The following is a 14,267-nucleotide window of genomic DNA, read 5'->3' as shown; positions in this document are numbered from 1 at the left end:
GCTTTGAAATAATATGCTGACTAACGGACCCTGCCTCACCGTCTTGCCGTGGCCGGAGTCCGTTCAATTTTTACAGCAAACGCGCAACACGGACAGGACGCCGACCAATATCGTCGTCAGTGTCACGACGCCGCTGACGACGATCCGGCATATTGCCCGTGAGCGTATCCGCAGCGCGCTACGCGAAGCGCTGGGCATCCTGCTCGATCTGCCGGCGCAATCGGTACCGCTGATTTCCGCGCCTGGGGAGGCAATCCGCATCGCCTTACCCAACCAGCAGAGCGGGCTGTCGATAAGCCACCAACCCGGCTTGTCAGTCGCGGCGATAAACCTGCGCGGCGCCATCGGCATCGACTTGATGCAGCCTGACGCTGTTCCCGACTGGCAACAGATTGCGCACGACTATCTCGGCCCCCAAGCATGCCAACGCATCCTGGAGCATCCGGAAAACCGGCAAGCGCTTGCCTTCGCGCAAGCGTGGACGCGTTACGAAGCAAGCCTTAAATGCCTCGGCCTCGGCATCAATGAATGGCATCCGGCGCTGCAAAACAACTTGCGACGTTGTAGCGTGACTGAACTGACTCTGCCCAACGGTAGTGTCGGCGCGGTCGCCACTCTGCTTTAAAAATCCCTCCGTTGAAAAAAGCCGGACAGTTTCCATATAAGTCACCGTCGTTGAGATGTCGCACCACCAATACTGCCGCATCCAGTCAAGACAAGACCGTAGATGGAATTCGCAGCGAGACTGCTGGTGGTGGCGCTGGTTTGAGCTTTTTTTGAAGGTTAACAAGCGCTATAGTGAAAGCTGTAGCGGCAATCTCGAAGACGGTGAAAAAATCTAAAAGTCACCGAAGAAAGATCGCCCTTTCCATTGCCCGTTAAGGAGTACCAAATGAAACTTGTCGAGCCGGATGAAAAAGAAGATTTTGAAGCGCTATTGGCCCTGCACAATCTGGACAGAGACGATTTTGAACTCAGTGAGATAGATACTACCGATCCTAAAACAGACGAAATATTCGCACTGATGGGCACTCTTACCGTGGCGCGAATATCTACCGGCAAGGAAAAGCAATACCCTATTGGCGATGGCTCGGTGTGGGTCACTGAATTTGAGCGGGATATTGTTGAAGGATTTTTTAACTGAATTCCCGTCATTGCAGCGAGAATCAAATCAATTGATTCAAGCCTCTCTATAAATGTCCGGCGCTACACCATCACTTTGCCACGCATCGCCTTGTCTTTGCCGCGCCTGGTTTTTTTATCGACACGCTTGAGCTGCGAGGTAAAGCTGGGTCTGGTTGGACGGCGTCGTTTAGGCACCACCGTCACCGCCAGCAATAACTCCTGCAAGCGTTGCAAGGCATCAAGCTTATTCTGTTCCTGGCTGCGCGATTGTTGCGCCTTGAGAATAACGACACCATCCTTGGTAATCCGCTGATCGTTCAATGCCAGTAGCTTTTCTTTGTAGACCTCCGGTAGCGACGACGCATTGATATCAAAGCGCAAGTGAATCGCCGAAGAGACCTTATTCACATTCTGGCCACCCGGCCCCTGAGCGCGCACGCCAGTCATCTCGATCTCGGATAGGGAGATAGCGAGGCCTGCGGCGATGTGCAGCAAATTTTGATCGTTTGGAATAGACATTTGGCCTATTATAAGGCGGCTGTTTCGAAGTACCCGATACATGCAACTGATTCCCAGTCAACACCAACGAGATTTCGTTATGCGCACCGGATTGATAAAAAAAAGTTGCTGGTTATTGATACTGTTCGCTATTTCTTTCAGCACCCCTGGCTTTGCTGCGGAGCGTTACAAAATCGACCCGCAACACACCTTTTCTTTTTTCGAATATAGCCATTGGGGCTTATCGATGCAGCGTAGTCGTTTCGATCGTACCAGCGGTTTTATCGAACTTGATCCGGCCACGGAAACCGGCCAGATCGCAATCGAGATTGATGCGGCGTCCGTCAGCACCGGCACCGAGCTATTCAACAAGGCGCTTCGCTCAAGCGACTTTTTTGATGTCGAAAAGTATCCCACCATCCGTTTTACCTCTTCACGCCTGATTTTCGACGGCGAAAACCTGAAGCAGGTCGATGGCGAGCTGACGATCAAAGACGTCACGCGCGCGGTGACGCTGGAGATCACCAATTTCAATTGCCGCTTCATGTTGGCCTACGGCAAGCGCGCATGCGGCGCTAACGGCTTTGTCAAAATTCTACGCAGCGACTACAACCTGGGACGCTTTGTGCCGTTTGTCAGCGACGCGGTGACGCTGCATGTCATCGTTGAAGCGATTAAGGAATATCCAGGTAGCTGACGAATGCGGCAGGTCAATACATTCTGTCTAGACAGCAAACAACCATACATACACCAGAGCAGCGACAACCAGCAGAAACGGAATCGAGTAGGCGTGAAAGTTGATCCAGGCTTTTTTGTCTGGCGCCATGCGCAACGCAATAATGTTGGCGAGTGAGCCCAGCATGAAGCCAAAACCGCCGACGTTAACGGCAAAGGCAATCAGTCGCCAGTCCTTGCTGTACTCCGCCAGCAATATCGCCGCCGGCACATTACTGATGAATTGCGATGCCACGATGCCGGCCAGATATAGTCGTTGGGGGTGCGCCAGACCCACGCTTTCTATCCACGTATGCAGCAGCGGCAACTGCGCCAGCAAACGCAGATCGACAAACATCAGAATGAATACCAGAAGCAATGGCCAGTCGATGCGCGCCGCTACATCGCGCTGTGCAAATAGAAAGGCCGCCAATACGAACAGCAAGGCCGGGATGGCGTAATGATGATCGGTCAGGATCAGGAACGGCACATACATGGCCAACGACAAAAACAGTAATTTCTTTTTTATCGGTGCGGCCGTCCGATCTTCCTCGACCGCCAGTTTCAGGCCGGGGAAGGCAACGATGGTGAGCAAAACCAATGGGATCATCAGTATGCAAACCATCGGCAACATGGCGCTGACATAGTCCTGAAACGACAAATGCGAGAGCTGCCAGAGGAAAAGATTTTGTGGATTGCCAATCGGGGTCAGCGCTGATCCGGCATTCGCGGCCAGTGCTTCAAAGATGATCAGGCGGGTTATCGGCAATTTGATGGTAGTGCGCAAACCGAGTGTCAAGGGCAGCATCACAAACAGGCCGACATCGTTGGTCAACAGCGTCGACAGCAAGGCGGTGGCCAGCACCAGAAAAACTGCCAGTGCGCGCTCGGTCGGCATCATGGCCGTCAAATGCCCGCCCAGATGCGACAAATAACCGCTTAGTTCCACCCCTTTGGTCAAAGCGAGCAAACCGGTCAGCGTGGCGATGGTTGTCCAGTCGACCAGACCGGGATATTCTGCAATCCGGGCAGGTGCGATGACCGTTAACAACAACAACAGGAAGAGCAAAGTCCAGAAAAAATAATCCTTGCGTAGTGTGGCGAATATGGACGGAGTTACATAAATATCAACATTACTTGTCATCAGCTTTTTTGCAAGGTTATTGTTTATCGCGGCGTATTGTATCAACTCACTACTTACCGTCAATCGCGTCCCGCAATTTCTTGATGGACGATTCCAGAGCGGCTTTTAAATCATCCCAGGTATTGGTACCGCTGTTCTTCAGATCCGTCCACGTTTTATCAAGGTCATGCAGATCACTCTCGAAACCCTGAATCTCTTTCTCCATTCTGGCTTTCGCGGTGGCGCCGGACTTCTTCGCCTTGACTTTAAGCAGGTCTATTTTATTTTTCAATTCGGTAATTTGCTGACGCGCTTCCTTTAAATAAATATCACGCTGCGCCTCGTATCCATACACTTTTTCCTTGGCATCCGACGGCGCCTGACTCTTCGCCTCGGGATGGCGCGGCGGCACCTGTGCCACCGCATTGGCGCAAAGCCACAATGGCGATACCAGGCACAACAGTAAAACGCGTTTGCCCGGTTTGACTAACGTGATATAGCGCTTCATTTGATTTCTCCCATTCCGCCCGATAGTGTTGGCAAGCTATGTCTTTGAACGCGCAGACTCAAGCTGGGCAATGATTTCCACAAGGAAATATGGCGGCAATCAGATTCCAGGTAAACCCAAAAATGGGCTTGAAGTGCAGCCGATAACGATTACAATCGTAGCAATTAAGACACTATGCTTTACTGATCTGAGTCAAGTAAACAGATCAAATAAACAAACAAATTGCGTAGCTTGCTGACCTTGCTATTGCGTACTCAGTCCTCGTCTTTTCTTATTCCTGGAATTGGACCAGTCAAGATGGTCGCCACAACGACATTCCTTTCCCCGCGTCCACCTTTCGTGATGCTTGATTCGACGGCGCATTGCGGGACGTGCAGCTTGCGCGAGCTATGTTTGCCGATGGGGCTGAGCGATGTCGACATGGACAAGCTGGACCAAATTGTCGGACGTCGTCGTCGCATTGCGCGCGATGCCGCGCTGTATCGGATGAATGACCCATTCGTCAATCTGTATGCGATTCGCGTAGGCCATTTCAAGACCTCACAGGTGAATTCCAGCGGTGCCCACCATATCTCCGGTTTTCATATGACAGGCGAGTTGCTTGGCATGGAAGCTATCAGCTCGAACCGGTACCAATGCGACGCGGTTGCGCTGGAAGACAGTGAGGTTTGTGAAATTCCATTTTCTCAACTGGAAGTGCTGCTGACCCATGTGCCTGTCATGCTGCATCATTTCCATCGCATGATGAGTCAGGAAATTGCGCAAGATCACACTGCCATGCTGCAGTTGGGAAACCTTCGCGCCGAACAACGATTTGCCGCGTTCCTACTCAATCTGTCGAACCGCTACAAGGACCGCGGCTACTCTGCGACCAGCTTTCAATTGCGCATGTCGCGCGAGGAAATCGCCAACTTCCTCGGGCTGACCAACGAAACAATTAGCAGGTTGCTGTCCCAGTTCAGGAAAATGGGCTGGGTGACAGCGAATAACCGCGAAATTGAATTACTCAGCATTCCGAACTTGCAAGCGTTGGTGGAGGGGAAATAACCTGCTTCAGGCGTAGTGAGCGGAAGGCATCTTTCGATTCGCCTGACCAGCGGTCATTTGAACAGCGCTGATCAAGGCGCGATCCATGGATGACATATGATTCATAAACCATTGGAAAAGTAACAGAGCAGCCTGACGGCCAACCACAAGATCGCCTCCCATCACGCGTGGATGAACGTGGTGAAGTGCGCTGAGAACACGGCTATGTTGCTCCCGGTGCGGCAGGATGGCCGGAAAATCAACGTCTTCCATCCATTCTTCTTCCGCGTAAAACTCTTGCTCGATATGCGCCAACAAGGCGGTGTAACAAGGCGCAAACTTGCTATCGGAGATAGTGACAAGACCCGCCATTTCTTGCAACAAATGCTGCTGCGATGCATCCAATTCGTCGGCGAAAATCAATGATTTCGTCGCAAGACCCGGTTGATTCATCTCATGCTCCGTTAGATCGTATTTGCAGATGCAACTTTGCGACAGCGAGTCGCCGCTTTGCAAAGTGCCGGAGAGGTACTCAAGCAGTATAGGTCGGGATTCCTCGTCCGCAATTGGCGATCGGGCAATGATGAAGGCAGAAATGCGGCGCTTCTGTTACCTATTTTTCAAGAGGCGGGTTGACCAGCTTGAATCTTTTCCACAGCCTGGGGAGCTTCTCCAGATTTTTCTCGTTATGTGCAAACACATAACCGCGCACAAATCCCGACACTTCTGCAAGCTCAGCTGCGTCATGCACGCATTGTTGCAATAACTGATGCGTGACACTGGCATCGTTGAGTTCGCCCAATGCATCCTGCAAAGCGCTCAGCGCGGCCACATAGGACTTGACCTGTTTGGCTGGGTAGAGCGATTGAAAAAACTCGATGGCATAGCGCACTTTCTTGGCGGCAATCCGCAGTTGGTGACGCTCTGCGGAATTGCTGCCGGCCAGGCCCTTGCCGCGCTTGCGCAATTTTTTCTGATAGCGCGCCAACTGTTCCGAGGCGAACTTGCGCAATGGCGCTTCCAGTTCCTTCGATGCCGCTGCGGGCTCCGGCTGGCCCGGCATCGCGCCCTGCACGCAGGCACCCAACATCAGCATTAGCCGCGCATAGCGCGTAGAGCCTACGGCCTCGGCCGCCTTGACTCTGTTCTTACTCGCAAAGTCCGCCGCTTTCCGGCGCAGAGGCTGCAAGTCCGGCCCGTCCTGACACCCGCGTGCCAGCGCGTCCAGCGTCGTCCCGGCGAACACTTCCCAATCACGTACCACGCCAAGCTGGCGCCCAAGCCACTTGAGCTCCTTTATCAGTACATCCGGCAATGGCAACTGGTCGCCAAAAAGGGCAAGCGCCGAACGCAAGCGGCGCACTCCAATATGCATTTGATGCACGCTTTCAGCATCGGTACCGCATGCAAGCCCGGCTTCATTGCCTTGAATTTGTGCCAGGCAATTGGCAATAATTGCCTGCAATCCCTGGCCTACCGTTTTTTTTCCCGAAAGTTCGAGCGCGCTGGCCTTTATTATCCGGAGCGGCGCTGGCGCATACAACCGATAGCCACGCTCGGCCTTGCTGACGTTGCCGACGCATAGCGGTAGTGTGTCTTGCAGCTCCAGAGCGAAGGCAAACAGATGCGCCGCGTTGCCGGATTTGAGTTCCAGTTCGATTTCGCTAATCGGGCTGCACGTAGCGCCGGCGCCGGCGCCATGTTGAATCTCCCCCTGGTCCAGCACCAGCTCGACTTGATCGCCTTGTGGCAGGCGCAGCAACCAGACACTGCGCTGGAAGCGGGTGGTAAATATGGGCATTAACTGCTGCGCAATCTCTGACTTGGCGATCAACCCGGCCCATGGCGACTTCGGCTTCAACATGCCACGCAATACCGCCAAATCGGGAGTTGGCTCGTTAACTTCGGATTCCCATTCGTTGCGCTGATGCAAGCCGCTCTCTACCTGGCCGCCGGCTTTCAGGGTCTGTATCCATTTGCCCTCGACCTGCCTCACCCGCAGGCCTGCCTGGTGCTGCATCAAGTAACAATCCGGCGTATCGAAATAGGTGCTGACGAGTTGTTGCCGATAAGGCTTGGCAATAGCCAGTTTCTTGAGTAAAGGATGGCGCCGAAAAGCGCCAACGGCAGCTGGCGCAATTAATAGCTTGAGCTCGATTTCCATGACAATTCCGTTTTTTGGCGACTCATCTCACGTGCGGCAGCTTCGCGTGAGCAGCATTCAGCTGGGTCTCCAGATCACGAATCCGCCCTAACAGATTGAGCGCCACCGCCAGACCATGCATATCAAGCTCAAAATCGTCCCTCAGGCGCCGCGCGGTTCTGGCAATCACGATGTAATGCGTCTGGTACAAAACATTTTCAGCATCAACGCTGGTCGGCACGATTTCGCCCAGTTCCACCAGATCCTGAAGCTCGGCCTGCGTCAAGCCGGAGTAGGCTGCCAACTGCTCCAGCGAACAAAGGCCCGCATCGTTGAGCCACACGGCTTCCACAATATGGGTACGCATCGCTAACCTCCTGTATTGAAATGCGCGCGCGGATTAAACGTCGACTCGGCGGCAAGTTGCCCGAACAGTTCCCGTTCACGCGGCGTCGCGGACTTCGGCACCTCTATCCTGACCACCGCAAATAAATTGCCCGTTTCACCGCCGGCCGATGGCAGGCCGCGCCTGGCCAGGCGGAATTGGCGATTGGCGGCGGTCGCTGCAGGAACGGTCAGTTCGACCTTGCCGCCCAGGGTGGGCACTTGCACGCTGGCTCCCAGCACTGCCTCCCACGGCGCCAATGGCAGATCGATATACAGATCTTTGCCGCTCACGCGATATAGAGGATGCGGTATCAGCACCATGACGACATACAGATCGCCGTTTTTCCCGCCATTACTGCCCTGCCCGCCCTTGCCGGGCAACCGCAGGCGCTGGCCATCCTCCGCCCCTTTCGGCACTTTCACTCTAAAGGTTCTTGGCACGCGATGTAACAGGCCCTGATGATCGTATTCCGGCAAATTCAGATTCACGTCAATTTCCCCGCCGGCATAAATCTGCTCAAGGGTAATCGGCGCCTTCACTTCATAATCCTGACCGTGCAACGGCCGGCGTTGATGCGCTTGGCCGCCTGCATGGCGGGACGCCGCAAACGCGGCCAGAATATCGGCCATATCGACATCACCAAAAGAAGCGTCAGACTCGTTGAACGTCTGCTGCCAGTCAGGCGGCGGCTGGACATTTTCTCCTTGCCGATGGCGTCCCAGTTGATTGTAGGCGTCGCGCTTTTCCTGGTCTTTCAGGGTGGCGTAGGCTTCCGCAACTTCTTTAAATTTCTCCTCACCTTCCGGGTCCTTGGAGACGTCGGGGTGATATTTATGCGCCAGCTTGCGGTAAGCCTGTTTGATTTCGGCCGCAGTGGCATCTCTCTCGACACCAAGTGCACTGTAATAATCTTTGAATTTCATATTCGCGCCCAGAAAATTGCTTGTGGATTGCGATCAACCTGCCTCTGCTTCCGATCTTATTCCATTTCCAAATCAAAGGCGAATAACCGAGCCGACAACCAAGTGCGCGCCTGGTTGAGAAATTGTATTAGCCATTTGCCACCAGGAAAGGTACACCTTCCTGCACTTCCTGCGTATCACCCCTGGATTCAGCGAGTTTTTTATTCAGCACTTTTTCCAGCTTCAGCATTTCGCGCTCGGGGTCGGTCCACCAGTCGGTCGACCAGATGCGATGCAATGTCCAGCCCAATCCCTCCAGCACCAATTGCCGTAGACGGTCACGATCCCTGGCGGTGGGCAGTGAATGATAGGTGGCGCCGTCACACTCAACCCCCAGCAGGAACGTGCCGGGCTGGTCCGGATGGACGACGCCGATGTCGAGCCGATACCCCGAACAGCCGACCTGCGGATGGACTATCCAGCCGCGCTCACGCAAGGCACGAATCACTTCTACTTCAAACGGACTGTCGGGTTCGCGTCCGGTCGGGATCGATTGCTCTACCAGTGCACGCGCGCCCTTCTGCGCAAACTCCAGATAGTTTTTCAGATCGATAACGCCGGTCGAACGGGTCCGCGAGACATCAATGTCTTCTGGCCGTATCGAGCTGTATATCGTGACGCCGACTCGCGCCCGCGTGATCGCGACGTTGAGGCGACGCTGCCCGCCTTCCTTGTTCAACGGCCCGAAGTTCATCGCCATCCGGCCAGCTGCATCCTTGCCATAGGCGATCGAGAACAAAATCAGGTCGCGTTCATCGCCCTGGACGTTTTCAAGATTCTTGATAAACAATTTTTCCGGGCCATGCTCGGCAATCCGCTGTTCCAGTTCCGGTGCTTTGCGCAGTTCTTCGTCCAGCAGCGTTTCTATCAAGCGCTGCTGAGTCTGATTGAACGTCACCACGCCCATCGTCAGATGGCGTCGGCTGTCATCGCCAAAGTGGGCAACGATCGCTGCCACAATAGCGTCGGCTTCCGCGCGGTTGGTACGACTCCCGCCACGATCGTAGACCCCGGCCACCATCTGCAAACGCACCGCCCGATCCTGGGTCACCGGCGATGGGAAGGTGATCAGCCTGGAGTCGTAATAGCGATGGTTGGAGAACGTGATCAGGCTCTCGTGGCGGCTGCGGTAATGCCACTCCAGCCGCAGCGTCGGCAGACCTGCGCCCAGACATTCATCGAGTATGCTTTCCAGATCATGGACGCTAGCGTCATCAAAGTCTGCGGCGGACTGATCGTCATCGTCGGCGCGGGCAAAAAAGCTGGTCGGCGGCAGTTGTTTCGGATCGCCGACCACCACCAGTTGCTTGCCACGCGCAATTGCGCCGACCGCATCCCACACCAGAATTTGCGAGGCCTCGTCAAATACCACCAGATCAAAACTGGAATGGGCTGCGTCCAGATATTGCGCCACCGACAGCGGCGACATCAGCAAACAGGGTTTCAGCTTCGGCAACAAGGTCGGAATACCGCGTACCAGCTTGCGCACCGGCAAATGGGCTTTTTGCTTGGCCAGTTCGCGCAATACCAGCGCCATTTCGGCATCCGGTTTCTGGCCGGCTTCAACCCGCGGGACTTTTCCTGCCAGCAACGCGTTCAGGTATTGCTCGGTCAGGCTTTGAAAATGCGCATCGGTTGCGCGGAACTCGCGAATCTTGCGGTCATGATCGGCGCTGGAAAAATTGCGCAGCACCGGTTCCTGATCGGTAATGACTTTCAGCCACCAGACCTGATAAGAATATTCGACGTAGTTGGCCAGATCCTTGAGCGCCACACGATCATGCTCGATCGCCTGCACCACGCTGGAGATGCCGGCGTCGACCGCCTGCTTGCGCAACCCGCGCCATTTGCACCAGCTGCGCAGCCAGCGATGCTGCGCCTGCCATCCGGCCACCACGCCACGGACCCGACTCGGCAGACCGGCTGCGTGGCTGGCACCAGCCAGCTCGCTGCCGGCGCCGGATAGTTCGGTCACCTGCGCCAGTTTCAGCGTGAATTCGTGGAAGGCATTCTTGAAGCTGATCAGTTGCAGCGACAAGGCAGCATGCGGTCCCAGCGCAGCGCGTTGCTGGCTCACCAATTGCCGCAAGCGCTGCGCCAAAGCCGCGGCGGCAGCGCCGTCGCCGGTCGCGGCAAAGCGCGCGATGGCCTGTTCGAATTGGCGGCCCCATTGTTCGTAGCGCGCGACTGCGGCCCAATCGGTTTGCGGGCCCTGATATTCGCTTCCCAGCCATGCTGTCGCTTGCGCTTCGGCCAGTTTCAGCGCCTGATCCTCGGCATTCAAGCCGCGCAATGCCTCCAGTGCGGCCGCCATGACGGGCGCCAGTGGTTGCTGCTGGTTATTGCTGTATTGCGCCAGACTCGCCGTCAGACTGCGCGCGGCAAACCAGCTTTTCGGCCACCACGTATGCACAGCGGCGTTCCAGGCTTGTGCCAACTGCGCGCCATTCTCGCGGGAAATGTCGGGCTTGAATCCCAGGGATGCCAGTTTTTGTGCATACATCTGGCGCCGCTCGCCATGTTCGCGCAGTTTTTGCACAGCGCTGCGGGTGTTCGCATCCGCGCCGCCGGCGGCGATTCCGGTCGGCACCTGCGGCGCCTGCAGCAACACGTCGATCAGCACATCAAGCGCTTCCAGCAATGCTTGCGACGGCGCCCCCAGACTCAGGCCCAATCCGGGCTCCAGTGCCACGGCGGCCTGCTGCAGCTGCGCGCTGGCGCTATCCAGTTCTGCGCTGGTGTTGAGAAACCGATCTTCCCAGGCATTCGACCATTCGGTATGCCGGACCAATTGCAGCGGATGTTGTTGCACCCGACCCAACTCTTCGACCACCACCTGGATCGTCCGGACCAACTCGCGCAAGCCATCCAGAGCAGCGCGGTCGTGCGTGTCCGGATTGGTCCACGGCATGGCAGCCGGGGTCCAGCTGGCATGGCGCAGGATCGCGCTATCGGTCGCGCCGCGCACGGTCAAGCCATGCGGATAGGTGCGATGCAGCGCCTGCACCAGCGCATTCAGGTCGGCGCGCAGCACACCTAGCCGATCTGCCTCGCGTTTCCACTCATCCTCGGTGAAATGCCTGGAGACGCTCATCGCGGTCCGCAGTTGCTCCAATACTTCGGACTTCTTGGCCTTGGCCGAATGCAGCTGCAAGCAAAACGGGCCCAGTCCAATCGCATTCAGGCGGCGTTGCACCACGTCCAGCGCCGCCATTTTTTCCGAGACGAACAGGACGGTTTTCCCTTGTCCGAGAAAATGCGCAATCAGATTGGTGATGGTCTGCGACTTACCGGTGCCCGGCGGCCCCTCAAGTGCAAAATCGTGCCCGGCCCCGGCCCGGCTCACCGCATTCAACTGCGACGAATCGGCCAGCAACGGCGTCAGCAGACTGTCGGGTGCGTGACGCCGATCCATGTCATCGCGCATCACGATATCGACACTGCCGCCAATGGACTCGTGCGGCCGCTCGATCAGGTGACTCACCACCCGATTCTGTTTCAGCTGTTCACTGCGATCCTGCAGGTCTTTCCACATCAGGTATTTGGTGAACGAGAATATTCCCAAATAGACATCTTCGAGTACTTCCCAGCGCGGCACATCGTTGATCGCCAGGCGTATCATCTGCCAGATTTTAGCCACATCGACGCCATTCCCATCGGCCGGCAGCGGATCGAGCCCCTTGATCGTCAGTTGGAATTTTTCGCGCAACAACTGGAGCAGGGTCGGGTTGATGATGGTTTCATCGTCATGCCGTTTGATCGAGTAGCCGGTCCGTACCGATTGCCGCGTCAGCGTCACCGGCACCAGCAATATCGGCGCCAGCAGCGTTTTTTCTGCACGTTCATCCTCGGTCCAGCGCAAGAAGCCCAATGCCAGATACAGCGTATTGGCACCGCCCTCTTCCAGCCCTAAACGTGCCGCACTGTAGATCTCGTACAAATGGGCGTCCAGTTTCCTGGCATCGACGATGGCCAGCAGTTCGCGCATCTGCATCGCCTGCAGCGCGGCAGCTTCGACCGGATCCTCGCCGGTACGGCGCATGGCGACAGCGGCCACACGCGGATCGTCAGGGTTGGCAGTGTCCATGATCAGCGGCAGATGCCGGAACTTCCACTCCTTGCCATCCGACAATTCATCTTCCAGATGACTGGGATTCGGCACGCGCAGCGGCAACATGACCTTGGTCGGCTTGAAATTGATCAGGCGGTTGCGCAGGGTCAAATCCAGCAGCTTGGATTTCCAGCGTGCCAGGCGACCATCGGCGGTTTCGGCCGGGGCTTCATCATCGATGATCGTCGCCGTACTATCCAGCGGCGGCAGCACAGGGGGCGGTTCGATGCAAGGTTCGGCCGTCACTAACGGCGGGTTGTCGGCTTCGGTAGTTGGCGCTCGGAATGGCAGCGGACGGATTTGCTCCATGCGCGCGCGTTTGATATCGATCGCGAACAGGAACTCGTCTTCCTGCAGCAGTTGCTCCTGGCCGTTTTCACAGGCCAGACGCAGCGTCGCCGCCGGCCTGTGGGTCAGCATGGTGGTTTCGAATACCAGTAATTCACCGCTGGCGACGCGCTTGCGCACAGCCTGGCCATCGTCGAATACCGCGCTCGGCAAGGTCGTGTTAATCAGCCAGCAACCCACCAGCGCATGGCCTTTTTTAATGATCACCAGCGGATTCAGTCCGGCCTGCTCCATGCAGGACACCAGCAGCATCGAGGAATCGAGACAGGTGACCATGCCGCCGCTGAGAATGCGGTCGGGGGTACGTATCTTCTGGCCATCATTGCCGAACGACGCCGCCGGCTCGATGTAATTCAGCTTGAGTGCGCCGATGACACTATAGATCGCCGAAATCTGGGCCCAGGCATCTTCCCGATTCCTGGATTGATAGCCGTTCATGCTTTGACCGGCCCCGGCTTTATGCAACAGATCGCCGCACTGCGACATCAGACGATCGATCACCGGGTTATTCGGCAAGGAAAACGCTGCCAACAGTTCCGGCAACGCGCGCGTGCCAGCCCATTGATCGTACGCCAGCACGTCCACCGGACGGTCCGTCAGCGCCACCTCAAGCTGATTCGCCATCACCTGAAAGATGACGCGGCCACGCTCAGCCTCGTTCAACTCGGCCAGATAACGATGCGCTATCTTCAGGTCGATGGTCTCGATGCGGCGTGTCTCATGCGCATCCAGCTGTGCAAAGCGCAGGCGCATGGTGTCGGCAAACGGCGGCTCACAGCGCACCACGATCTCGACATCATGGAGCGGCGCGTCACCGTGATTCTGGATCGACAGGCTGCGTATTAAAGGAACGTTATTCTGATAGGACGCGTAATTCACAGTCGCATCGACCTGCGCCGTTATCGTAATTAGCGTGATATTCGACGGCGCTTGCGACAACCCGTTTTGATCTGCCTGCTGTGACTGCTCTGACACTGCGTCCTCTTCTTTTTGTAGTCATGCACCGTACTAAAATGCAAAGGTCATCATCATACCAACCAAGATACAAAAATGCAGGCGCTATCAGCGTCTATGCCTGCGATTCTTAGTGGTGATGCGACCAGTCGCCGTCCGGTGAAGCCAGATAGGATTCCACCGCCTCCCTTTGTCCTGTTGCATGCCGTTTTAGTTCACCGCATTTACAGATACCCTGGTATGGCTGGATATGTGAACAGGCAGACACTTTTTGCAAAAACACCTGGACCGGCTTGGCGCATTTTTCGCATTTGAAGGTGAGTGTGCGGGATGGTTTGTTGCTCATGTTTTTCCTCAATGGTTTAGA

Annotated in this window: 13 protein-coding genes; 4 read left to right on the top strand and 9 right to left on the bottom strand. The window is 55.9% G+C overall.

Going from position 1 to position 14,267, the window contains the following annotated elements:
• Positions 1-13: 13 nt before the first annotated feature.
• Together AC3CHX_RS09600 and AC3CHX_RS09595 are read left to right on the top strand one after the other, a co-directional pair.
• Positions 14-625 (top strand): 4'-phosphopantetheinyl transferase family protein, encoded by a 612-nt coding sequence (locus tag AC3CHX_RS09600; RefSeq protein WP_488643798.1) that lies wholly within the window; start codon positions 14-16, stop codon positions 623-625.
• A gap of 267 nt (positions 626-892) precedes the next feature.
• A complete protein-coding gene (locus AC3CHX_RS09595; RefSeq protein WP_488643797.1) occupies positions 893-1,144 on the top strand; it encodes a transcriptional regulator in 252 nt (83 codons plus the stop codon).
• A gap of 62 nt (positions 1,145-1,206) precedes the next feature.
• On the opposite strand, the gene arfB is transcribed toward AC3CHX_RS09595, so the two are convergent.
• On the bottom strand, positions 1,207-1,644 hold the full coding sequence (gene arfB, locus AC3CHX_RS09590) for an alternative ribosome rescue aminoacyl-tRNA hydrolase ArfB (RefSeq protein ID WP_488643796.1): 438 nt from the start codon (positions 1,642-1,644) through the stop codon (positions 1,207-1,209).
• Positions 1,645-1,723: 79 nt separating this feature from the next.
• Between arfB and AC3CHX_RS09585 the strand changes: the two genes are divergently transcribed.
• Entirely contained in the window at positions 1,724-2,320 is a 597-nt protein-coding gene (locus tag AC3CHX_RS09585) for a YceI family protein (protein WP_488643795.1), read from the top strand.
• A 27-nt stretch (positions 2,321-2,347) separates the two neighbouring features.
• On the opposite strand, the gene AC3CHX_RS09580 is transcribed toward AC3CHX_RS09585, so the two are convergent.
• Together AC3CHX_RS09580 and AC3CHX_RS09575 are read right to left on the bottom strand one after the other, a co-directional pair.
• Positions 2,348-3,481: an SLC13 family permease gene (locus AC3CHX_RS09580; RefSeq protein ID WP_488643794.1), complete on the bottom strand. Its 1,134-nt coding sequence runs from the start codon at positions 3,479-3,481 to the stop codon at positions 2,348-2,350.
• Between the two features lie 49 nt (positions 3,482-3,530).
• Positions 3,531-3,968: a sll1863 family stress response protein gene (locus AC3CHX_RS09575; RefSeq protein WP_488643793.1), complete on the bottom strand. Its 438-nt coding sequence runs from the start codon at positions 3,966-3,968 to the stop codon at positions 3,531-3,533.
• 297 nt (positions 3,969-4,265) lie between these two features.
• Between AC3CHX_RS09575 and AC3CHX_RS09570 the strand changes: the two genes are divergently transcribed.
• Positions 4,266-5,015: a helix-turn-helix domain-containing protein gene (locus AC3CHX_RS09570; RefSeq protein ID WP_488643792.1), complete on the top strand. Its 750-nt coding sequence runs from the start codon at positions 4,266-4,268 to the stop codon at positions 5,013-5,015.
• A gap of 6 nt (positions 5,016-5,021) precedes the next feature.
• On the opposite strand, the gene AC3CHX_RS09565 is transcribed toward AC3CHX_RS09570, so the two are convergent.
• From AC3CHX_RS09565 to AC3CHX_RS09540, 6 genes are all read right to left on the bottom strand, one after another.
• Positions 5,022-5,447: a bacteriohemerythrin gene (locus AC3CHX_RS09565; RefSeq protein ID WP_488643791.1), complete on the bottom strand. Its 426-nt coding sequence runs from the start codon at positions 5,445-5,447 to the stop codon at positions 5,022-5,024.
• Between the two features lie 160 nt (positions 5,448-5,607).
• Positions 5,608-7,158 (bottom strand): CYTH and CHAD domain-containing protein, encoded by a 1,551-nt coding sequence (locus AC3CHX_RS09560; RefSeq protein ID WP_488643790.1) that lies wholly within the window; start codon positions 7,156-7,158, stop codon positions 5,608-5,610.
• Between the two features lie 22 nt (positions 7,159-7,180).
• Complete coding sequence (locus AC3CHX_RS09555; RefSeq protein WP_488643789.1) at positions 7,181-7,504, bottom strand: chaperone modulator CbpM; 324 nt, start codon at positions 7,502-7,504, stop codon at positions 7,181-7,183.
• A 2-nt stretch (positions 7,505-7,506) separates the two neighbouring features.
• Positions 7,507-8,448 carry a DnaJ C-terminal domain-containing protein gene (locus AC3CHX_RS09550; RefSeq protein ID WP_488643788.1) on the bottom strand — a complete coding sequence of 314 codons (942 nt, stop codon included), beginning with the start codon at positions 8,446-8,448 and terminating at the stop codon, positions 7,507-7,509.
• Positions 8,449-8,575: 127 nt separating this feature from the next.
• Complete coding sequence (gene proA, locus AC3CHX_RS09545; RefSeq protein ID WP_488643787.1) at positions 8,576-13,921, bottom strand: anti-phage protein ProA; 5,346 nt, start codon at positions 13,919-13,921, stop codon at positions 8,576-8,578.
• 109 nt (positions 13,922-14,030) lie between these two features.
• On the bottom strand, positions 14,031-14,246 hold the full coding sequence (locus tag AC3CHX_RS09540; RefSeq protein ID WP_488643786.1) for a hypothetical protein: 216 nt from the start codon (positions 14,244-14,246) through the stop codon (positions 14,031-14,033).
• Positions 14,247-14,267: the final 21 nt, after the last annotated feature.

The sequence above is a fragment of the Glaciimonas sp. OK215 genome, from assembly GCF_057787885.1.
This window is presented reverse-complemented; position numbering and strand designations above follow the sequence as displayed.

What these genes read in the sequence shown, in the direction of transcription:
- AC3CHX_RS09555 (WP_488643789.1), bottom strand. Translation starts at nt 7,504, where the DNA reads ATGCGTACCCATATTGTGGAAGCCGTGTGGCTCAACGATGCGGGCCTT.
- AC3CHX_RS09595 (WP_488643797.1), top strand. Translation starts at nt 893, where the DNA reads ATGAAACTTGTCGAGCCGGATGAAAAAGAAGATTTTGAAGCGCTATTG.
- AC3CHX_RS09600 (WP_488643798.1), top strand. Translation starts at nt 14, where the DNA reads ATGCTGACTAACGGACCCTGCCTCACCGTCTTGCCGTGGCCGGAGTCC.
- AC3CHX_RS09550 (WP_488643788.1), bottom strand. Translation starts at nt 8,448, where the DNA reads ATGAAATTCAAAGATTATTACAGTGCACTTGGTGTCGAGAGAGATGCC.
- arfB (WP_488643796.1), bottom strand. Translation starts at nt 1,644, where the DNA reads ATGTCTATTCCAAACGATCAAAATTTGCTGCACATCGCCGCAGGCCTC.
- AC3CHX_RS09575 (WP_488643793.1), bottom strand. Translation starts at nt 3,968, where the DNA reads ATGAAGCGCTATATCACGTTAGTCAAACCGGGCAAACGCGTTTTACTG.
- AC3CHX_RS09540 (WP_488643786.1), bottom strand. Translation starts at nt 14,246, where the DNA reads ATGAGCAACAAACCATCCCGCACACTCACCTTCAAATGCGAAAAATGC.
- AC3CHX_RS09570 (WP_488643792.1), top strand. Translation starts at nt 4,266, where the DNA reads ATGGTCGCCACAACGACATTCCTTTCCCCGCGTCCACCTTTCGTGATG.
- AC3CHX_RS09585 (WP_488643795.1), top strand. Translation starts at nt 1,724, where the DNA reads ATGCGCACCGGATTGATAAAAAAAAGTTGCTGGTTATTGATACTGTTC.
- AC3CHX_RS09580 (WP_488643794.1), bottom strand. Translation starts at nt 3,481, where the DNA reads ATGACAAGTAATGTTGATATTTATGTAACTCCGTCCATATTCGCCACA.
- AC3CHX_RS09560 (WP_488643790.1), bottom strand. Translation starts at nt 7,158, where the DNA reads ATGGAAATCGAGCTCAAGCTATTAATTGCGCCAGCTGCCGTTGGCGCT.
- AC3CHX_RS09565 (WP_488643791.1), bottom strand. Translation starts at nt 5,447, where the DNA reads ATGAATCAACCGGGTCTTGCGACGAAATCATTGATTTTCGCCGACGAA.